This window comes from Saccharopolyspora sp. NPDC045941, from assembly GCF_056431445.1.
In genome coordinates this window covers 1-20,014 of record NZ_JBWKKU010000094.1, presented here as the reverse complement: position 1 = coordinate 20,014, position 20,014 = coordinate 1, and the positions used below count along the sequence as shown (strand labels likewise).

19 protein-coding genes are annotated in these 20,014 nt (G+C 69.7%); 13 read left to right on the top strand and 6 right to left on the bottom strand.

Features of this window, described 5'->3' with window-relative positions:
* Positions 1-9 precede the first annotated feature (9 nt).
* A complete protein-coding gene (locus tag AC07FN_RS42110; protein ID WP_235883765.1) occupies positions 10-828 on the top strand; it encodes a lytic transglycosylase domain-containing protein in 819 nt (272 codons plus the stop codon).
* 37 nt (positions 829-865) lie between these two features.
* Here the strand turns inward: AC07FN_RS42110 and AC07FN_RS42105 are convergent, their stop codons facing one another.
* Positions 866-1,243 (bottom strand): tetratricopeptide repeat protein, encoded by a 378-nt coding sequence (locus AC07FN_RS42105; RefSeq protein ID WP_132488620.1) that lies wholly within the window; start codon positions 1,241-1,243, stop codon positions 866-868.
* Between the two features lie 272 nt (positions 1,244-1,515).
* Between AC07FN_RS42105 and eno the strand changes: the two genes are divergently transcribed.
* Genes eno through AC07FN_RS42090 form a run of 3 tightly spaced genes read left to right on the top strand, consistent with a single transcriptional unit; the run spans position 1,516 to position 3,842 of the window.
* A complete protein-coding gene (gene eno / locus AC07FN_RS42100; RefSeq protein ID WP_478400716.1) occupies positions 1,516-2,802 on the top strand; it encodes a phosphopyruvate hydratase in 1,287 nt (428 codons plus the stop codon).
* A 3-nt stretch (positions 2,803-2,805) separates the two neighbouring features.
* Positions 2,806-3,339: an FtsB family cell division protein gene (locus tag AC07FN_RS42095; RefSeq protein ID WP_478400715.1), complete on the top strand. Its 534-nt coding sequence runs from the start codon at positions 2,806-2,808 to the stop codon at positions 3,337-3,339.
* A 2-nt stretch (positions 3,340-3,341) separates the two neighbouring features.
* Positions 3,342-3,842, top strand: a complete 501-nt coding sequence (locus AC07FN_RS42090; protein ID WP_478400725.1) for a DUF501 domain-containing protein — start codon at positions 3,342-3,344, stop codon at positions 3,840-3,842.
* A 363-nt stretch (positions 3,843-4,205) separates the two neighbouring features.
* Here the strand turns inward: AC07FN_RS42090 and AC07FN_RS42085 are convergent, their stop codons facing one another.
* The gene (locus AC07FN_RS42085) at positions 4,206-5,819 is read right to left on the bottom strand and encodes an acyl-CoA dehydrogenase family protein (protein WP_478400714.1); all 1,614 of its coding nucleotides are present in this window, start codon (positions 5,817-5,819) and stop codon (positions 4,206-4,208) included.
* Between the two features lie 198 nt (positions 5,820-6,017).
* Between AC07FN_RS42085 and AC07FN_RS42080 the strand changes: the two genes are divergently transcribed.
* From AC07FN_RS42080 to AC07FN_RS42050, 7 genes are all read left to right on the top strand, one after another.
* Positions 6,018-7,748 (top strand): lytic transglycosylase domain-containing protein, encoded by a 1,731-nt coding sequence (locus tag AC07FN_RS42080; protein ID WP_478400713.1) that lies wholly within the window; start codon positions 6,018-6,020, stop codon positions 7,746-7,748.
* A gap of 306 nt (positions 7,749-8,054) precedes the next feature.
* Positions 8,055-9,008: a Ppx/GppA phosphatase family protein gene (locus AC07FN_RS42075; RefSeq protein WP_478400712.1), complete on the top strand. Its 954-nt coding sequence runs from the start codon at positions 8,055-8,057 to the stop codon at positions 9,006-9,008.
* Positions 9,009-9,213: 205 nt separating this feature from the next.
* Positions 9,214-10,842 carry a peptide ABC transporter substrate-binding protein gene (locus AC07FN_RS42070; RefSeq protein WP_478400711.1) on the top strand — a complete coding sequence of 543 codons (1,629 nt, stop codon included), beginning with the start codon at positions 9,214-9,216 and terminating at the stop codon, positions 10,840-10,842.
* 73 nt (positions 10,843-10,915) lie between these two features.
* A complete protein-coding gene (locus AC07FN_RS42065) occupies positions 10,916-11,842 on the top strand; it encodes an ABC transporter permease (RefSeq protein ID WP_452614662.1) in 927 nt (308 codons plus the stop codon).
* Positions 11,835-12,794 carry an ABC transporter permease gene (locus tag AC07FN_RS42060; RefSeq protein WP_478400710.1) on the top strand — a complete coding sequence of 320 codons (960 nt, stop codon included), beginning with the start codon at positions 11,835-11,837 and terminating at the stop codon, positions 12,792-12,794. The genes AC07FN_RS42065 and AC07FN_RS42060 overlap by 8 nt, the downstream gene beginning before the upstream one ends.
* An 11-nt stretch (positions 12,795-12,805) precedes the next feature.
* Positions 12,806-13,816: an ABC transporter ATP-binding protein gene (locus tag AC07FN_RS42055; RefSeq protein ID WP_478400709.1), complete on the top strand. Its 1,011-nt coding sequence runs from the start codon at positions 12,806-12,808 to the stop codon at positions 13,814-13,816.
* Positions 13,809-14,810 carry an ABC transporter ATP-binding protein gene (locus tag AC07FN_RS42050; protein WP_478400708.1) on the top strand — a complete coding sequence of 334 codons (1,002 nt, stop codon included), beginning with the start codon at positions 13,809-13,811 and terminating at the stop codon, positions 14,808-14,810. The genes AC07FN_RS42055 and AC07FN_RS42050 overlap by 8 nt, the downstream gene beginning before the upstream one ends.
* A 138-nt stretch (positions 14,811-14,948) precedes the next feature.
* On the opposite strand, the gene AC07FN_RS42045 is transcribed toward AC07FN_RS42050, so the two are convergent.
* Complete coding sequence (locus tag AC07FN_RS42045) at positions 14,949-15,521, bottom strand: TetR/AcrR family transcriptional regulator (protein WP_478400707.1); 573 nt, start codon at positions 15,519-15,521, stop codon at positions 14,949-14,951.
* Between the two features lie 99 nt (positions 15,522-15,620).
* Here AC07FN_RS42045 and AC07FN_RS42040 point away from each other — a divergent pair, with 99 nt between their 5' ends.
* Positions 15,621-16,511: an NmrA/HSCARG family protein gene (locus tag AC07FN_RS42040; protein WP_478400706.1), complete on the top strand. Its 891-nt coding sequence runs from the start codon at positions 15,621-15,623 to the stop codon at positions 16,509-16,511.
* 55 nt (positions 16,512-16,566) lie between these two features.
* Here the strand turns inward: AC07FN_RS42040 and AC07FN_RS42035 are convergent, their stop codons facing one another.
* From AC07FN_RS42035 to AC07FN_RS42025, 3 genes are all read right to left on the bottom strand, one after another.
* The gene (locus AC07FN_RS42035) at positions 16,567-16,806 is read right to left on the bottom strand and encodes a helix-turn-helix transcriptional regulator (RefSeq protein WP_478400705.1); all 240 of its coding nucleotides are present in this window, start codon (positions 16,804-16,806) and stop codon (positions 16,567-16,569) included.
* 156 nt (positions 16,807-16,962) lie between these two features.
* Positions 16,963-17,799 carry an ABC transporter permease gene (locus tag AC07FN_RS42030; RefSeq protein ID WP_478400704.1) on the bottom strand — a complete coding sequence of 279 codons (837 nt, stop codon included), beginning with the start codon at positions 17,797-17,799 and terminating at the stop codon, positions 16,963-16,965.
* Entirely contained in the window at positions 17,796-18,704 is a 909-nt protein-coding gene (locus AC07FN_RS42025) for an ABC transporter ATP-binding protein (protein WP_478400724.1), read from the bottom strand. The genes AC07FN_RS42030 and AC07FN_RS42025 overlap by 4 nt, the downstream gene beginning before the upstream one ends.
* A gap of 672 nt (positions 18,705-19,376) precedes the next feature.
* Between AC07FN_RS42025 and AC07FN_RS42020 the strand changes: the two genes are divergently transcribed.
* The gene (locus AC07FN_RS42020; RefSeq protein WP_478400703.1) at positions 19,377-19,877 is read left to right on the top strand and encodes a hypothetical protein; all 501 of its coding nucleotides are present in this window, start codon (positions 19,377-19,379) and stop codon (positions 19,875-19,877) included.
* Positions 19,878-20,014: the final 137 nt, after the last annotated feature.

The window sequence follows — 20,014 nt, the reverse complement described above, 5'->3', positions numbered from 1 at the left end:
CTGGGCGGCGTGATCAAGACCACCTCGCCGCTGTCGGCCGCCTCCGGGCGGCTCGCGGTCGCGGTTGGGCTGCTGGCCGCGATGGTCGGCGGGGTCGGGCTGGTCAGCGCGTTCGCCGAACCGCAGGCCGCCCCGGTGGCCGCGCCGCCGCCCGAGCAGCAGGAGGTCGAGCCCGCGCAGGTGGCGCCCGGCTCGGTCGCGCCCCCGATCGAGGAACCCCTCCCGCAGCCCGGCCCCGACCTCGACCCGGTGCGCGCCGACCCGGTGCGGGAGTGGGCCGACGAGGTGTCGGCGGTGGTGGACATCCCGGCCCGCGCGATCGTCTCCTACGTCAACGCCGACCTGGCGATGCGCCGGTACCAGCCCGGCTGCCGGATCTCCTGGGCGACCCTCGCGGGCATCGGGCGCATCGAGTCCAACCACGGCCGCTTCGCCGGCCGGCAGCTGCGCGAGGACGGTCGCCCGTCGAACCCGATCATCGGGGTGCCGCTCGACGGCGGGCCGGGCATCCGGCTGATCCCGGACACCGACGGCGGCGCGTTCGACGGCGATACCGTGCACGACCGCGCGGTCGGCCCGATGCAGTTCATCCCGTCCACGTGGCGGAGGTGGGCGACCGATGGCAACGGCGACGGCCTCGGCGATCCGCAGAGCCTCGACGACGCCGCGATGGCCGCGGCCCGCTACCTGTGCGCGGGCGGCCGGGACATGACCACCGGCTCGGGCTGGTGGGCCGGGGTCTTCTCGTACAACAACTCGGTGGAGTACGGCCAGAAGGTGTTCGCGCTGGCGGAGTCCTACGCCGAAGCGGGCAACCGCCGCCGCTGATCACCCCGGCTCTCGCGGCATCGGCGCGACGGCGGGGTCAGATGTCGCGGGTGGCGATGTGGGCGTTGATCTCGCCCAACGCTTCCTGGTAGGCGGGCACCGGGTGCATCGTGGCGGCCAGCCTGATCTGGGCGCGCGCTTCGTTCAGGCGACCCAGGCGCTGCAGCGTCCGGCCCAGCACCAGGCGCGCGTAGTGGTCCGACGGATCGAACTCCAGCACGCGCAGGAACGCCCGCTCTGCACGGCGCAGCTGGGCCGAGAAGTAGTAAGCCCGCCCGAGCAGCAGCTGCACGCTCGGCTTGTCGGCGGCGACGTCGAGCACGGGTTCTAGGACGCGGATGGCTTCCAATGGACGGCGTTGCGCGAGCAGTTCCTCTGCTCGGCGGAACGCTTCGACGGTGCCTTCGGTCGTCATGGCGGGGACAACGTTACGTGTCGATCGGCTGTTCCGAGACGTCCGTCCGGATGGTCTTCCGGTGTCTTCGATGCGAACGCGGGCCGAACGCCGGCTTGCCGATCGGGGGCGAAATGTCCGGCCGGGGACGAAGGCGAGCGAGCCTGCGGCGGCGGCTCTACCGGCCCGGTTAGGCTCGTAGGCGGTCGTCGGGCGTTCGGCCGGTTCGCTGCGTGCGGGAACGCCGGGGCGGCCCGCTTCGTCCATAGTTCAAAGGCTGGTTAGGAGCACACGTGGCGATCATCGAGCAGGTAGGCGCCCGCGAGATCCTGGACTCCCGCGGGAATCCCACCGTCGAGGTCGAAGTGGCATTGGAGGACGGCACGCTGACCCGCGCTGCGGTCCCCTCGGGTGCCTCGACCGGCGAGCACGAGGCCGTCGAGCTGCGCGACGGCGACGCCGGCCGCTACGGCGGCAAGGGCGTTGAGAACGCAGTCGCGGCGGTGCTGGACGAGATCGGCCCGGAGCTGGCCGGGCTGGACGCCACCGAGCAGCGCGTCGTCGACCAGAAGCTGGTCGACCTGGACGGCACGCCGGACAAGTCCCGGCTGGGCGCCAACGCTATCCTCGGCGTCTCGCTGGCGGTGGCCAAGGCCGCCGCGGAGACCTCCGGTCTGGAGCTGTTCCGCTACGTCGGCGGCCCGAACGCGCACGTGCTGCCGGTGCCGATGATGAACATCCTCAACGGTGGTGCGCACGCCGACACCGGCGTCGACATCCAGGAGTTCATGATCGCGCCGATCGGCGCGGACACCTTCTCCGAGGCGCTGCGCTGGGGCGCCGAGACCTACCACGCGCTGAAGTCGGTGCTGAAGGCCAAGGGCCTGGCCACCGGCCTGGGCGACGAGGGCGGCTTCGCCCCGGACCTGCCGAACAACCGCGAGGCGCTGGACCTGATCGCCTCGGCGGTGGAGAAGGCCGGCTACAAGCTGGGCCGCGACATCGTGCTGGCCCTGGACGTCGCCGCGACCGAGTTCTTCACCGAGGGCACCTACAACTTCGAGGGCTCCAAGCGCACCGCCGAGCAGATGGCGGCGTACTACCAGGAACTGCTCGGCGCCTACCCGCTGGTGTCCATCGAGGACCCGCTGGCCGAGGACGACTGGGACGGCTGGGTGAGCCTGACCGAGCAGGTCGGCGACCAGGTGCAGCTGGTCGGCGACGACCTGTTCGTCACCAACCCGGAGCGCCTGGAGGACGGCATCAGCCGGGGCGCGGCGAACGCGCTGCTGGTCAAGGTCAACCAGATCGGCACGCTGTCGGAGACCCTGGACGCGGTCAGCCTGGCCACCTCGTGCGGCTACAAGAGCATGATGAGCCACCGCTCCGGCGAGACCGAGGACACCACCATCGCCGACCTGGCGGTGGCCACCGGCTGCGGCCAGATCAAGACCGGTGCCCCGGCCCGCAGCGAGCGCGTCGCCAAGTACAACCAGCTGCTGCGCATCGAGGAAGCCCTCGGTGACGCGGCCCGCTACGCGGGCGAGCTGGCCTTCCCGCGGTTCACCCCGGAGAGCTGAGCCATGCCGGTCGGGCGCGCGTCCGATCCACAGCGGCGAAACCGCCGGGGGGACTCCCCGGCGGAGCGCCGCAGTGAGCGCGCCCGCCGGGACGGGACCAAGAACTCGGGCCGGAGACCGGGGCGGCCGACGCCGACCCGGTCCCGCCCGAAGTCCAGCACCGGGGGAGCGTTCAAGCTCTCCTCGACCAGGCGGGCCGCCGGCCTGGCGATGCTGGTCTGCGTGATGGCGCTGAGCGTGTCGGTGCCGCTGCGCACCTACCTGAGCCAGCGCAACGAGCTGGCGGCGCAGGAACAGCAGCAGATCGAGTTGTCCCGGCAGGTCCAGGAGCTGGAGCAGCGCAAGCAGGAGCTCTCCGACCCGGCGCAGCTGGAAGCGGAGGCGCGGGCCCGGCTGGGCTACGTCCGGCCGGGCGAGACGCCGTACATCGTGGAGGTGCCGGCCGCGCCGCCCCCGCCGCCCCCGGTCACGTCCTCCGACGACGGCCTGCCGTGGTACGAAGAACTCTGGAATTCGGTGATGGGAAAGGGATCTTGACGGTGAACTCGGGCGTGCCGGCGATCAGCGATGCGGATCGGGAGTGCATCCGGCGGCAGCTCGGTCGACCGCCGCGCGGGCTGCACGCGATCGCGGCGCGGGACACGGCCGGAGATCCCACGGTGGTGCAGACCTGGCCCCGGCTGGAGGACGGCACCCCGTTCCCGACGCTGTACTACCTGACCGCGCCGCAGCTGGTGTCGCACGCCTCCACCTTCGAGGCCGAAGGCCTGATGCGGGAGATGGCCGACCGGCTCACCGCCGACCCGGACCTGGCGGAGCGCTACCGCCAGGCGCACGAGTCCTACCTCGCGGAGCGCAACGCGCTCGAATCGCTGGGCACCGAGGTCAGCGCGGGCGGCATGCCGGACCGGGTCAAGTGCCTCCACGTGCACATCGCCCACGCCCTGGCGAAGGGCCCCGGGGTGAACCCGTTCGGCGACGAGGCGGTCGACCTGATCGCCGAACGCTGGCCCGAACACCGCTACCTGCTCAACCGCTGACCCGCCCCGGAGCATCGGCCCGGAGGCCCGCTCCGGAGGCCCGGAGGGCGGGCGGCCCGTAGGTCCGGCGGTCCGGCCCGGAGCATCGGCTCGGAGGCCCGGAGGCCCGGAGGCCCGGAGGCCCGGAGGCCCGGAGGCCCGGAGGCCCGGAGGTCCGAAGGCCCGGGGGCTCGGCCCGGCGCAACGGCTCGGAGGTCCGGCCCGGCGGCTCGGAGGTCCGCAATTTCAATGGAAATCAGAGGTTCGATTTCCATTGAAATTGCGGGTAGTTGTCCACAGGCGTCGGCGTGTCGGGGTGCGACACGCCGATGATCCGCAAGTTCCATTGAAATCGAACCTTCGATTTGAATGGAACTTGGAGTGTCACCGCATCGGAGCGATCCGGTCGAGGAGGGCGCGGGCGCCCGGGATCGACGTCGCACCGAAGGTGCGCCCCGCGGCGCCGAGCCGCGTAGCGGCGAACGCTTCCGCGACGTGCGACGGCGCGTAGCGCAGGAGCAGCGACGCCTGGAGCGTCAGCGACAGGAGCTCCGCGAGGCCGCGCGCCCGTTCGGGCGCCGGCGCGGCGAGCTCGCCGCGGAGCGTGCGCAGCGCAGCGTCGTAGTCGGCGTGGCCGCCGGAGGCGGCTTCGAGCTCCGCGAGGACTGCGTCCAGTGTGGACGGTTGTTTTTCCAGGGCTCGTAGGAGGTCCAGGGCCGTCACGTTGCCCGAGCCTTCCCAGATCGAGCTCAGCGGGGCTTCCCGGTACAGGCGCGGCATTCCCGATTCTTCGACGTAGCCGTTGCCGCCCAGGCATTCCAGCGCTTCCGCCACCACCGCCGGGGCTCGTTTGCAGACGTAGTACTTCGCCGCCGGTAGCGCCAGGCGCAGCAGGTCGTTTTCGCCCTGCTCGACCGCCGCCGCCAGGCGCATCGCCAGCGTCGTCGCCGCTTCCGATTCCAGCGCCAGGTCCGCCACCACGTTCTGCATCAGCGGCTGGTCCGCGAGCCGGTGGCCGAACGCGCTCCGGTGCCGCACGTGGTGGACCGCCTCCGACAGGGCGATCCGGACGTTCGCCGCCGAGCCGAGCACGCAGTCGAGCCTGGTCATCGACACCATCTCGATGATGCAGCGGACCCCGCGCCCTTCCTCGCCGATCAGGTGGCCCAGCGCGCCCGCGTACTCGATCTCGGCCGATGCGTTGGACTTGTTGCCCAGCTTGTCCTTCATCCGTTGCAGGCGGATCTCGTTGCGAGTGCCATCCGGCAGCACCCGGGGGACCAGGAAGCAGCTCAGCCCGCCGGGCGCCTGCGCCAGGGTCAGGAACAGGTCGTTCATCGGCGCCGAGGTGAACCACTTGTGCCCGACGAGCCGGTAGGTGCCGTCCGCGAGGGGCTCGGCGGTGGTGGTGTTGGCCCGCACGTCCGAGCCGCCCTGCTTCTCCGTCATCGACATGCCCGCCAGCAGCGCCGACTTCTCCTGCGGCGGGCGCAGCCCGAACTCGTAGGCGGAAGCCGCCAGCTTCGGCTCGTACTCGCCGGCCAGCGCCGGCGCGTACCGCAGCGCGGGCACGGCGGAGTACGTCATGGAGATCGGGCAGCCGTGCCCGGCCTCGACCTGCGACCAGAGGTAGAAACCCGCCGCGCGGCGCAGGTGCGCGCCCGGTCCCAGCGACCACGGAGCCGCGTGCAGGCCGTGGTCGATCGCGCGCGACATCAGCCAGTGCCAGGACGGGTGGAAGTCGACCTCGTCGACCCGGTTGCCGTAGCGGTCGTGGGTGCGCAGCACCGGCGGGTGCTCGTTGGCCAGCCGACCGTGCTCGCGCGCCTCGGCCGAGCCCGCCTCCAGCGCCAGCGCGGTGAGATCACCGACGGCGTAGCGGGTGAGCGCCGAGCCCAGGGCAGGGTCGCAGGCGAGCGGGTCGAAACCGGCCAGCGGCGGCGGCTGGTTGGCCACGCGGTGGGTGGTGAACGCGGTCGGCTCGTCGATGAGCGTCATGCTCGGAGAGTAGGCGCAAACCCCCTCCGGACAGCACGGGTCCGGGTGATCATTTCCGCCCGCACGGAGCAATGGGCCGGTTGGCCGGGGCCGTCGCCAGTCGTACGGGTGATGTGCCCGCCCGCCATCCGGCGTTCCTCGAACCGGTGGTGTATCCAGGGACCCGTCTCGGTTTTTCCGGTGATGTTCGGTCTGGGGATGGAGCTAGTGACGGCTCGCAACAAGCGCCACGGCAAGCATGAGTGGAAGTCGGTGCCGCGGCTCGGCGCCGCAGCGCGGCGGAGGGCGCGGAGGTGGGTCGCGCTGACGGCCCTGGCTCCGGTGCTGCTGGTGCCGACCACGTTGATGGCGGCGTCGAGTTCGTTCCTGGCGGAGACGCGACATCCGGTCCTGGGGGACCCGGACCCGAGCGAGCTGGGCGTCAGCGGGAACCTCCCGCAGGCCCCGCTGCTCAGCCCCGAGGTGCTGGAGCGGGCGGCCGATCCGCAGCGGCTCGCCGCCGAGGCGGAACAGCAGGTGGAGCTGCCGACCGGGTCGCTGGGCATCCCGGAGCCGATGCTGGCCGCGTACGTCAAGGCCGCTCGCCAGGTGGAGCGCAGCTGCGGCCTGCACTGGTCCGTGCTCGCGTCGATCGGCCGGATCGAGTCGGCCCACGCGCGCTCCGGCAGCGTCGACGTGCTCGGCACGACGGTCCGGGCGGTCCTCGGCCCGCGGCTGTCCGGCGGGCTGGGCATCGCGGCGATCCCGGACACCGACGCGGGCCGCTACGACGGCGACCCGGTGTGGGACCGGGCGGTCGGGCCGATGCAGTTCATCCCGTCGACGTGGAACAAGTTCGCCGTCGACGGCAACGACGACGGCGTCGCCAGCCCGCACAACATCCACGACGCAAGCCTCGCGGCGGCGCGCTACCTCTGCAGCGGCGGCGGTGACCTGCGCGAACCGCAGAGCCTCGCGGCGGCGGTGTTCCGCTACAACCACTCCGACAGCTACGTGCGGACGGTGCTGATCTGGGCGGCGGCGTACGCGAAGGGCGTGACGCCGACGCCGTCGGAGCTGGCACCGGAGGTCGGCGACGTGCTCGACGGCGAGCGCCTGCCGGACGGCCCGCAGGTGCTGGCGATGGGATCGGCGGCCCCGGCCCCCGCGCAAGCACCGGCCCCGGCGTCCGCGCCGCCTGCCGCGCCCGCGCCGACCGGCCCGCCGCCGCCCGCGCCGGAACCCCGTCCCGCGGAGCCGCAGATCAGCATCACGCCGCCGGAGATCGCGCGGCCGTCCGCGCCGGACCTCGACCCGCCGGTCGCGACCCCGCCGAACTCGGCGCAACCGGGCCACCTGCCCGCGCCCCAACCGGCACCGCCGGGCGCGACGCAGCCCGTCCCGCCGACGACGGCGCCCCAGCCCGGCCCGCCGTCGAGCTCGACACCACCTGGTCCGCCGCCGAGCGTGACGCAGCCCGGCCCGCCGCCGAGCGGGGCTCAACCGGGCCCGCCGCCGAGCGTGACGCAGCCCAGCCCGCCGCCGAGCGGGACTCAGCCGGGCCCGCCGCCGAGCGTGACGCAGCCGGGCCCGCCGCCGAGCGGGGCTCAACCGGGCCCGCCGCCCGCCTCGTCCCAGCCCGGCCCGCAGCCTCCGGCCGACCCAGCTACGCCGCCCGGCGCCCCGCAGGGCCCGCCGCCTCCGGCGGAGCAGCCCGCGGCTCCGCCGCCGGAACCGACGAGCCCGCCCTCGTCGACGCCGGACGAGGCGCCGAAGGCTTGCGATCCGACGGTTCTCGCCAACGGCGGGTTCGCCACGTCGCCGGGCGCGGTCCCCGGCGCGAGCGATCCGCACAGCGCGGTGCCGGGCCAGACCGTCTACGTCGATCAGGGAACGGCGGGTCAGCTCGAACCCTGCATCGTCCCGGACGGCTTCGCCCCGCCGCAGTAGCGCTCCGCGGACATGGGACTTGTGAGTCCTTCGGACGAGATCGAGGCAACTCGCGAGCTCCTTCGAGCAGCGGCGCATCCTCGCGGACCGGTGTGGAGTGAACGGCCCGTTCGTTCCGGTAGGCGAGGTGAACAGGCCGTTCACTTGTCCCACCCGACGGCGCGAGCCGCCCCGCGCCACCACCTCGAACAGGCTCCGTGGCGCCCGGATCACTCGTGGCCGCTGTTTGTCTGGGCCGTGCTTCGCGGCCGGTAGCGTTAGCGGTGGGTGCGCGGTGGGCGGCCCCGGCTAGCGAGGAGGACGCGGATGTCACGAGTGGCGGCTATCGACTGCGGGACCAATTCGATCCGCCTGCTGGTGGCAGACGTGACCGTGCATGACGACGGTCGGCGCGACCTGCGCGACATCTACCGCGCGATGAAGATCGTCCGGCTTGGGCAGGGCGTGGACGCCACCGGGCGGCTGGCCGACGAGGCGCTGGAGCGCACCCGGGCGGCGCTGGTCGACTACGCCGCGATCGCCGTCCGCAAGGGCGTCGAGCGGATCCGCATGGTCGCCACCTCGGCCACCCGGGACGCGTCCAACCGCGAGGACTTCTTCGCCATGGTGCGGGAAACGCTCGGCGTCGACGCCGAGGTGATCACCGGCGACGAGGAGGCGCGGCTGTCGTTCACCGGCGCGGTCGGCGACCTCGACCCGGAGGACGGGCCGTTCGTGGTGACCGACATCGGCGGTGGCTCCACCGAGCTGGTCGTGGGCACCTGGGACGGCGTGCGCGCGGACATCACCGCGGCGCATTCCGCCGACGTCGGCTGCGTGCGGCTGACCGAGCGCTGCCTGCACAGCGATCCGCCCACCGACGAGGAGGTGCGGGAGGCCGAGAAGGTGACCCGGCAGATTCTCGACGACGCGTTCGCCGCCGTGGACTGCTCGGGGGCGCGAACCTGGGTCGGGGTGGCCGGCACGGTCACCACTTTGTCCGCCATCGCGCAGGAACTGCCCGAATACGATCCGGCGGCAATTCATCTTTCCCATGTTTCCCAGAAAAGAGTCGAACAAATCACCGAGGACCTGCTCGGGATGTCGCACGACGAGCGCGCCGCGATCGGCGCCATGCATCCGGGACGGGTGGACGTGATCGGCGGAGGTGCGCTGGTCGTGAAGGTGTTGGCGGAGGAATTGGCGGAGCGCGCGGGCATTTCCGCCATGACTGTCAGTGAGCATGACATTCTCGACGGTATAGCCCTGTCTATCAGCTAGTTCTCGGGATGTGGACACTACATTCCACCTTTTGGGTGAAGAATCGACTATACCGATTCAGAAAGTGACGGCTTTGTGACAGGGCATTGCCGTGAACGGGTTCTCACTTATGTTTACGCTCGTCTGACGCGGCGGTGAATGATCCGCCGCGCGTGATGACCCCGGAAATCACTGCTGGGGCACGCGTGGAAGCGGGAGGACCTACATGCGAAAGGGACGTTTGGCCGCAATGGTCGCGGCCCCGCTGGCGGTGGCGATGCTCGCCACTGCTTGCGGTGGTGGCGGCAGCGGCTCCGGAGAGGACGGCATCATCACCCTCGACTGGGGTGAGCCGGAGAATCCTCTGGTCCCGGCGAACACCACCGAGGAAAACGGTGGCTTCATCGTCAACGCCATGTTCACCGGTCTGGTCGAGTACCGGGCCAGTGATCTGAAGGTGGAGAACCAGGTCGCGGACTCGATCGAGAGCACCGACCACCAGAACTACACGATCAAGCTGAAGCCGGGCTGGACGTTCCACGACGGGTCCCCGGTCAAGGCCAAGAACTTCGTGGACGCCTGGAACTACAACGCATACGGTCCGAACGGCCTCCAGGGTGCCAGCTTCTTCGAGCTGATCGACGGCTACGACCAGATGCAGTCCGAAGACCCGGACGGCGAGGACGGCCCGCAGCAGGCCCCGGCGCCGGCGGCCAAGGAGCTGGCCGGTCTCAAGGTCGTCGACGACAACACCTTCACGGTCAAGCTGAAGCAGCCGTTCACGATCTTCCCGGTGGTGCTGGGCTACTCCGCCTACATGCCGCTCCCGGACTCGTTCTTCAAGGACCCGAAGGCCTTCGAGGCCCACCCGATCGGCAACGGGCCGTTCAAGTTCGAGTCCCGCGTTCCGAACCAGGAGCTCAACCTCGCCGCGTACGAGAACTACGCGGGCACGAACAAGCCGACCATCAAGGGCGCCAAGTTCAAGGTCTACGAGCAGCTCGACGGCGCCTACCAGGACCTGGTCTCGGGCAACCTGGACTTCCTGCGGGCCATCCCGGTCTCCGCGCTGGTCGGCGACAAGTGGAAGCAGGACCTCGGCGAGCGCGCGAAGCAGAAGCCGGGCCTGCTGACCCAGACGATGGGCTTCCCGATCTACGACGAGAAGTTCAAGAACCCCTTGCTGCGCAAGGCGATCTCGATGTCGGTCGACCGCAAGACGATCACCCAGCAGGTGTTCGCCGGCGGTCGTGACCCGATGGACGGCTTCGCCACCCCGGCCGTCGAGGGCTACCGCCCGAACCAGTGCGGTGAGGCCTGCGAGTTCAACCCGGAGAAGGCCAAGCAGTACCTGCAGCAGGCGGGTGGCTTCCAGGGCGTGCTGACCGTCGAGACCAACGGCGACGGCGGCCACAACGAGTGGGCGCAGGCCGTGGCCGCGAGCATCAAGCAGAACCTCGGCATCGAGACCCAGTTCGTCCCGGTCCCGACGTTCGGCGAGTTCCGGCAGAAGGCCAACTCGTTCAAGTTCTCCGGCATGTTCCGGACCGGCTGGAAGGCCGACTACCCGAACATCGAGACCTTCCTGACCCAGCTGTATCGCACGAACGCGTCGTCCAACGACTACAAGTACAGCAACCCGGCGTTCGACGCGGCGCTCGACAGGGCGAACGCGGCCCCGACCGTCGAAGCGGCCACCGCCGCCTACGCCGATGCGGAGAAGCTGCTGGCCGACGACCTGCCGCTGGTCCCGCTGTGGTCGCAGCCGGTGCAGTACGGCTTCTCGGAGCGGATCGCTGAAGGTGAGGTCAAGGCTTACCGTGAGCTTGACCTGACCACGGTGCGCCTGAAGTAAGAACCGAGCCGGAGCCCGGCCCGCCGTGATCCGGCGGGCCGGGCCCTGCATTGGCTGTGATTAGGAGGCCCGAATGGGTCGCTACGTGTTGCGGCGGCTGCTGCAACTGATCCCGGTGTTCATCGGGACAACTCTGATCATCTACTTGCTCGTCTGGGCGATTCCGGGTGACCCGTTCGCGGGAAAGTGCGGCGACCGCGGTTGCCCGCCCGCCTACATCGCCGAGATGCACGCGAAGTACAACCTCGACGATCCGCTGGTCATCCAGTACTTCAAATACCTGGGGAAGCTCCTCACTGGTGATTTCGGGGAAACCTACGCGGGTGTGGAGATCAGCACGCTGATCCAGAACGCCTACCCGACCACCATCAAACTCGCCGTCGTCGCGCTGATCATCGAGGGTGTCATCGGCCTGGCGGCCGGCATCCTGACCGGCCTGCGCGGCCGCGGCTTCCTGGACAACCTGGTCCTGGTGTCCACCCTGTTCCTGATCTCGCTGCCGGTGTTCGTCACCGGTTTCGTGCTGCAGATCACCCTGGGCAGCGAACTCGGCATCATCAAGCCGACGGTCAGCGCGAATCCGTCCATCGGTGAGCTGATCGTGCCCGGCTTCGTGCTCGGCTCGCTGTCCATGGCCTACGTGGCGCGGTTGACCAGGACCAGCATGATGGAGAACCGCCACGCGGACTTCGTCCGGACCGCGGTCGCCAAGGGCCTGGAGCCCAAGCGCGTGGTCGGCGTGCACCTGCTGCGGAACTCGCTGATCCCGGTGATCACCTTCCTGGGGACCGACCTCGGCACGCTGATGGGTGGCGCGATCGTCACCGAGGGCGTGTTCAACATCCGCGGTATCGGCGGCCTGGTCTTCAAGTCGATCCTGACCAAGGAAGGCGCCACGGTGACCGGGATCGTCACCCTGCTGGTGCTGGTTTACCTGCTGATGAACCTGCTCGTGGACATCCTCTACGCGGTTCTCGACCCGAGGATCCGATATGACTGACCAAAGCGCTTCCAGTCTGGTCACCGGCCCGGCCGTCGGGCCGGACGAACCGGTGCCCGCCGCCAGCGGCGGCAAGAACAGCAAGCCCCGCGGCCTCTGGGGCGACGCGTGGCTGGACCTGCGGCGCCGCCCGCTGTTCCTCGCGGCGTCGCTGATCATCCTGGCGCTGCTGTTCATCGCCGCGTTCCCGAGCTTGTTCACCTCGGCCGACCCGGCCTTCCAGGACCTCGCCAAGGTGCGGCAGACCCCGTCCGCGGACGCCTGGTTCGGCTACGACAACCTCGGCCGGGACATCTTCGCCCGCGCCGTCTACGGCACCCGTGCGTCGATCGCGGTGGGCCTGCTGGCCACGCTGCTGACCGTGGTGCTCGGCGGCGCCGTCGGCATCATCGCCGGCTACTTCGGCGGCTGGGTGGACAACCTGCTGTCCCGGTTCTCCGAGATCTTCCTGGGCCTGCCGTTCGTGCTGGGCGCGATCGTCATCCTGACCACCTTCAACGCCGAGGTGGCCATCCCCAGCTCGACGCGGATCATCGCCCAGGTGGTGCTGACGATCGCCGTGCTGTCGTGGCCGATCTCGATGCGCATCATGCGGTCGGCGGCGATCTCGGCGAAGCAGCAGGACTACGTGAAGGCCGCTCGGGCGCTCGGTGCCAGCGCGCCGCGGATCATCCTCCGGCACATGCTGCCGAACTGCCTCGCGCCGGTCCTGGTGTACTCCACGATCGCGCTGGGCGGCTTCATCGGTGCCGAGGCGACGCTGTCGTTCCTGGGCATCGGGTTGCGCGACCCGGTCGTGTCGTGGGGCGTGATGATCGCCGAGTCGCGGAACTACATCCAGGCGGCGCCGCACCTGCTGTTCTTCCCGGCCGGGTTCCTGGTCGTCACGGTGCTGGCGTTCGTGATGCTCGGTGACGCCGTGCGCGACGCGCTCGACCCGAAGCAGAAGTAGGAGAAACCGCTTTGTCTACTGTGGACAACAAGGCCCCGGCGGAGCGGCTGCTGGAGGTCGAGGACCTGCACGTGGAGTTCCGCACCCGGGACGGCGTCGCCAAGGTCCTCAACGGCGTCAGCTACCACGTCGACGCCGGTGAGACCCTCGCGGTGCTGGGCGAATCCGGCTCGGGCAAGAGCGTCACCGCGCAGACCATCATGGGCATCCTGGACATCCCGCCGGGCGCGATCACCGGCGGCTCGATCAAGTACCAGGGCGAGGACCTGCTCGCCGCGTCGGACCGCCGCCGGCGGGAGCTGCGCGGCGAGTCGATGGCGATGATCTTCCAGGACGCGCTGTCCGCGCTGAACCCGGTCTACACCGTCGGGTTCCAGATCGCCGAGCAGCTGCGGACCCGCCGCGGCATGTCCCGCAAGGACGCCATGGCCAGGGCCGTCGAGCTGCTGGACCAGGTGAAGATCCCGAACGCGAAGCAGCGCGTGAAGGAGTACCCGCACCAGTTCTCCGGCGGCATGCGGCAGCGCGCGATGATCGCGATGTCGCTGGCGCTGGACCCGGAGCTGCTCATCGCCGACGAGCCGACCACGGCGCTGGACGTCACGGTGCAGGCCCAGATCATGGACCTGCTCGACGAGCTGCGCCGGGACCGCGGCATGGGCCTCATCCTGATCACCCACGACCTGGGCGTGGTCGCCGAGGTCGCGGACCGGATCGTGGTGATGTACGCGGGCCGGATCGTGGAGAGCGCGGACGCGTACTCGCTCTACAAGCAGCCGGGCCACCCGTACACCGAGGGCCTGATGCGGTCGATCCCGCGCCTGGACCTCAAGGGGCAGGAACTGGAGACCATCAAGGGGCTGCCGCCGAACCTGCTCGCGGTGCCCCCGGGCTGCCCGTTCCACCCGCGCTGCGCGCGCGCCGTGGAACGCTGCAGCCAGGAGGTCCCGACCTACCACCAGCTGGGCCTGGGGCGGGCCAGTGCCTGCCACTTCGCCGAGGAGTTGATTACCCGTGGCTGAGCCGATCCTCCAGGTGCGGGACCTGGTCAAGCACTTCCCGGTGACCCAGGGCGTGCTGTTCAAGCGCACGATCGGCCACGTGCGTGCCGTCGACGGCGTGTCGTTCGACCTCAACCGAGGCGAAACCCTCGGCGTGGTGGGCGAGTCCGGCTGCGGCAAGTCGACCCTGGCGCAGGTGCTGATGCGGCTGGAGAAGCCGACCAGCGGCAGCGCCCTGTTCGAGGGTCGCGACATGTTCAAGATGCACGGCGCCGAGCTGCGCAAGCTGCGGCGCGATCTGCAGATCGTGCTGCAGGACCCGTACACCTCGCTGAACCCGCGGCGCACCGTCGGCGACATCATCGGGGAGCCGTTCGAGATCCACCCCGAGGTGGCGCCGAAGGGTGAGCGGCGGCGGAAGGTGCAGGAACTGCTGGAGGTGGTCGGGCTCAACCCGGAGCACATCCAGCGCTACCCGCACCAGTTCTCCGGCGGTCAGCGGCAGCGCATCGGCATCGCGCGGGCGCTGGCGCTGAAGCCGAAGGTGATCATCTGCGACGAGCCGGTGTCGGCGCTGGACGTGTCGATCCAGGCGCAGGTGATGAACCTGCTCGGCGACCTGCAGCAGGAGTTCGGGCTGTCGTACGTGTTCATCGCCCACGACCTCGGCGTGGTCCGCCACCTGTCGGACCGCGTGGCGGTGATGTACCTGGGCAAGGTCGTGGAGATCGGCTCCGACGAGCAGATCTACGAGCACCCGCAGCACCCGTACACGCAGGCGCTGCTGTCGTCGGTGCCGGTGCCGGACCCGACGCTGCGCGGCAAGCGCGAGGTGATCCGCCTGACCGGCGACGTGCCGAGCCCGGCGAACCCGCCTTCGGGCTGCCGCTTCCGCACCCGCTGCTGGAAGGCGCAGGACATCTGCGCGGAGCAGGTCCCGGAGCTGGAGGTCCGCCTGGGCAGCCACCCGTCGGCCTGCCACTTCGCGGAGGAACGCCCCCGCGTGGTGTCCTGACGGGAGAGTTTCGAGGCGCAGGGCGCCTTCGAGCCGCTGGCTCGGAGGCGCCCTGCGCTTGTCCGATGGCCAGATTCGGCCGGGGTCGTGAGCGGTTCGGATCGCTGTGGCGCTCCAAAGTGCTCACGAGCCCGGGGGTCAGCCGAGCGGGCGGAGGCCTGCGTAGAGGACCGCCAGTTCGCTGGCCGGGCGTTGTTCGGCGACCGCTCGGCGGTACATGTTCAGGCCCCCCACGATCAGCGATCGCAGCTCCGCCGTCGTCAGGTCCGCGCGTACCGCGCTCGCGTGCTGCGCGCGTTCCAGGAGGGTGCCGATGGCGTCGTTGAAGTCGGTTTCGAGGCAGGCCGTTTTCGGTGGCTGCCCGGTCGATTCCAGTGCGTCGCAGATGTCCTTGTTCAGCGCGGCGTGCTCGATGACGCGCTGGAAGTAGTCGAAGAACGCGCTGCCGGGATCGCCGGACTCCGCCTGGTCGCGGGCTTCGTCGACCATCGCCCGGATCCGCTCCGCCACGACGGCCTCGAAAAGCGCTTCCTTGGTGGGGAAGTGGCGGTAGACGGTGCCGGGGCCGACGCCGGCGCGGCGGGCGATGTCGTCCAGCGGGACGGCCAGGCCTTCGGCGGCGAACAGCTCCTGGGCCGCGGCGAGGACCCGTTCGCGGTTGCGCTGGGCGTCCGCGCGCAGCCGTTTTCCGGGGGCGTTCTCGGTCGTCACGGGTCGAGCCTACCGCTTTCGTGGACAACCGGGGCGCACGTTCCGTATTGTTTAAGCGGGGCGCACGTTCCGGTTGTGCCCATAGATGCGGAGGCCGAAGTGTCCGAACCAGAAGGAATCGTGCTCGTCGTCGGAGCCACCGGGCAGCAGGGCGGGGCCACGGCCGCCAAGCTGCTCGCCCGCGGCTGGCGCGTTCGAGCACTCACTCGCAACGCCACCGGAGCCGCCGCGCGGCGGCTGGCCGAGGCCGGCGCGGAACTGGTCCAAGGCGACATGGACGACCAGGAAGTGCTCGATGCCGCGATGCGGGGCGTGCACGGCGTTTTCAGCGTCCAGCCGACCTTCGTCACGCCCGAGCTGTCGCCGGGCATCAGCCACGAGGACGAACGCCGCTGGGGCAAGAACGTCGCGGACGCCGCGAAAGGCGCCGGCGTGCAGCACCTCGTCTACGCCTCGGCGGTCAACGCGGATCGGCGCACCGGCGTCGTCACTCTGGAGAACAAGAGGGAGATCGAGGAGCACATACGCGAGCTGGGAATTCCGGCCACGATGCTGCGGCCGGTGTCGTTCATGGAGAACTACGTGGCGATGATGCCCGGCCAGGCCGCCGCGGGTGACGAGCTGGTGAGCGCGGTCCGGGCCGACGTGTCGCAGCCGCTGATCGCGCTCGACGACATCGGCGAGTTCGCCGCGCTGGCCTTCGAGGATCCCGGCGACTACATCGGCCGGGAGGTGGAGATCGCCGGGGATTCGTTGACACCGCCCGAGATCGCGGACGCGCTGTCCCGCGCGACCGGTCGGCGGCTCCGCCACGTCGAGCTGCCGCTGGAGCCGCTGCGCGAGCAGAACCCCGACCTCCACCGCGCCTACACGGCGATCAACGAGCTCGACATGACGGTGGACATCCCGGCCCTGCGCCGCCGCCACCCGGGCCTGATGACCTTCGAAACCTGGCTGGCGACCCGGGGCCGGGCCCTGCTCGGCGCCTGAATGAGTCGTGAGTGCTGGGTCCGGTAAGAACCGGACTCAGCACTCACGAGCCGGCTCAGGCGGAGCGTTCTCCCGTGCCGATGCGGGGGAAGGGGTGGATGGAGAACACCACTTCGACCGGCACCTCGAAGTGCTCTGCGATGCGCAACGCCAGGTACAGGCTCGGGCTGTACTCGCCGCGCTCCAGGTAGCCGATCGTCTGGTAGTGCACGCCGAGCGCTTCGGAGAGCTGCCGGCGGCTGATGCCGCGTTCGGCCCGCAACATCGCGATGCGGTTGTAGATCGTCTCGCTCATGACTGGTCCGCCTCTCCGCGATTCACAGTGGTGGTTGCGTCCAGCACGAATCTCCCGTTTCGCGGTTTCTTGTGGCTGGTTTGCGTCACGGTCCCCTGGGGTGCGGTTGAGGAGGACTGAGGTTGACAAGGGCTACTCATGTCTCCTCCGCCCGCGTCACCGCACGCGCTGCATGGCCTTTTCGCGACGCGCGGCCATGCTCGACCCCGATTCGCGCCGCGCCATCCGGCGCAGCAGGACAGGAGCCACCACCAGCCCGATCACGGCCCACAGGCCGAGCACCCCGACAGTCTCCAGGTGTCGCCAGGACTCGCCGATCTCGGCCGCCGCCAGCCCGTCCGGCAGCAGTGCCGAGCGCATGCCCAGCCCCAGCCAGTACATCGGGAACGCCTGCGCGATCCACTGCAGCCACTCCGGGTACTCGGTGATGGGGTAGAAGATCCCGGAGATCGCGATCAGCCCCATCATCGGCACCATGACCATGCCCAGGCTCCGCGGGCTGGAGAACAGCGAGCCGATGATCGCCCCGATCGGCATCGTCGCGATCAGCCCCAGCACCAGCACCCACGCGAGGGTCAGCCAGGTGTCGACGCCGGTGGCGAGGCCGTCGAACATCACCAGGCCGGGCACCAGCAGGATCAGCAGGCTGACCAGCGACATGCAGCCGATCAGCGTGATCTTGCCGATCAGGTAGCCGAGCATCCCGTCGGGTGTCGCCTTGGCGCGCAGCAGGGTGCCGTCCTCGCGCTCGACGGTCAGCAGTTGGGCGATGTTGATCAGCCCGGCGAACCCGATGCCCATGCCGAGCGCCCCGGGCAGCGTCATCGCGCCCAGCGAGAAACCGGCCACAGTGGACCCGCTCTGGAACGACATCACGACCAGCAGGATCACGGTGGGGAACAGGTAGCCCCACAGGTCCTGCGCGGTGGTCAGGGTCTGGCGGAATTCGATCCAGCCGCGCTGCAGGCCGGCTCGTGCTGCGGTCGCCTTCACCGGTTCGCCTCCTCGGTGCCGCCGTTGTTCTCCGTGGAGAAGGTCAGCGCGACGTTCTCGCCCCGACCGGATTCGTGGGCGCGCACCATCGCCATGTAGGTGTCCTCCAGGGTCGCCCGGCGCACCTCCAGTTCGGTGATCTCGTCGCCGTGCTGGGCGAACAGGCCCCGGACGAACTGGGTGGCGTCGGTGGTCGGGTGCACGAAGCGCTGGCCGTTCCGGGTCCACTTCACCTCGGACTCGGCGGCCACCTGCCGGGACAGCTCGTCGGCGGAGCCGTCGGCGACGATCCGGCCGCCGGCCAGGATCAGGATGCGGTCGGCCAGCTTCTCGGCCTCGTCCAGGTCGTGGGTGGTGAGCAGGATGCCGGTGTTGTCGTCGTCGGCGAGCCGGTGCACGAGGTCGTGGAACTCGCGGCGGGCCTGCGGGTCGAAGCCGACCGTGGGCTCGTCCAGGAACAGCAGCTCCGGGCGCCCGACGATGCCGATCGCCACGTCGAGCCGGCGGCGCTGGCCACCGGAGAGCTGCCCGGCCCGCTTGTTCGCGTGCTCGGACAGGCCGACCGCCGCGACGAGTTCGTCGACGTCCCAAGGGCGGGTGATCCGGTCCGTGGAGTACGGCGCGTAGTAGGTCCCCAGGTGCGCCAGCAGTTCCCGGACCCGCCACTTGCTGTGGTCGCGCCAGGACTGCAGCACGACACCGAGCCGGGCCCGCCAGCGCTCGTCGCCGTGCGCTGGGTCGGCGCCGAGCACCTGGACGTCGCCGCCGGAGCGCATCCGGAAGCCCTCCAGGATCTCGATCGTCGTGGTCTTGCCCGCCCCGTTCGGCCCCAGCAGCGCGACCACCTCGCCACGGCGCGCGGTGAGGTCGACGCCCTTGAGGACATCGGTCGTGCCGTAGCGCATCCGCAGGTCGCGGACGTCGAGCACGGTGTCCTCGTCCGGTAACCGCACCGGCGGCGGTGGTGCCTCCGATTCATTCGCGACTGTCATAACCCCAGTGCCTTTCGTAGCAGTGGTAGCTCTGCATGTAGCACACATACTACACATCGAAGGATCACTGCTTCGGTCGCTGCTGAGGCTGCGGCTGGGCGACGGGGCGAGTCGGATGAATCGGGAAGGCTGCCGCGATTGCCCGTTCGTGCGATTGCGATCATTGGCGAATTCACTCGGCGAAGCCTCGAAGTGAAGTTGCTTCCGGATTCAGCATCGTGCTATTTCGACGTGATCGAATGGCTCGTTGAAAATGATCTCGGGGAGTGGATCAAACTTTGCGATCTACGTGTCGCCAAAAAGGGTGCAGTGCGCCTTCGGTCTGCTGTCGGTGTCTCGTTGAGCTGGGAAAAGAACCATCGCTGTTGAGCTCACCGATTCGTGTCTCCGTTTTCCTGAAAGTGGTATCACCGAATGAGGTGAGTGCTTGGATTTCGAGTTGTCGTCCTTTGTGGAGTGGCGGATACGGTATTCGGTGCGAGGCCTCCGGGAGAGCATTGGGCTGGATCCGGTTCGCCTCGTCCGAATCGATCGGCGCGAAACTCGTCGCCGCACGTCCCGGTTCTCATGGAAGGAAGTGCCTTGATGCGTACTGCGAAGCGCGTGCTGGCTGTTGCCGCGGTGAGCTTCCCGCTGCTGCTCGGAGCGACGGCCGTGGCGATGGCCGACGGTCACCACGATGGATCTCCCACGCAGGAGCAGAACCAGGACGAAGTCCAGGTGAGCAAGCCGACGAACACGAACGTTTCGCCCGCGAACGTGATCCAGATCGGCGGCCACAAGCAGGTCGCCAACACCGGCTCGAACCAGACCAACAACGCCGACCAGAACCAGGAAGGCGACTGGGACGGCAACGCCCAGGCACAGCTGGTCAAGGACGACGGCTCGCCGACGCAGGTGCAGAACCAGGACGAGATCCAGGTGAGCAAGCCGACGAACACGAACGTTTCGCCCGCGAACGTGATCCAGATCGGCGGCAAGGAGCAGGTCGCCAACACCGGCTCGACGCAGACCAACAACGCGAACCAGAACCAGGTCGGGGACTGGGAGGACAACACCCAGGCCCAGGTGGTCGGCCACCACTGACCTCCCGCGAAGACCGCCCGGAAGGCCCCGCTCCTGCTCGGAGGGCGGATTCCAGGGGTCGTTGCAACACAAGTGATCAACTGGCTTCGGTCAGGAGTTTAGCCAAGCGCTCGGCTGGGGTGTCCCAGCCGAGCGTT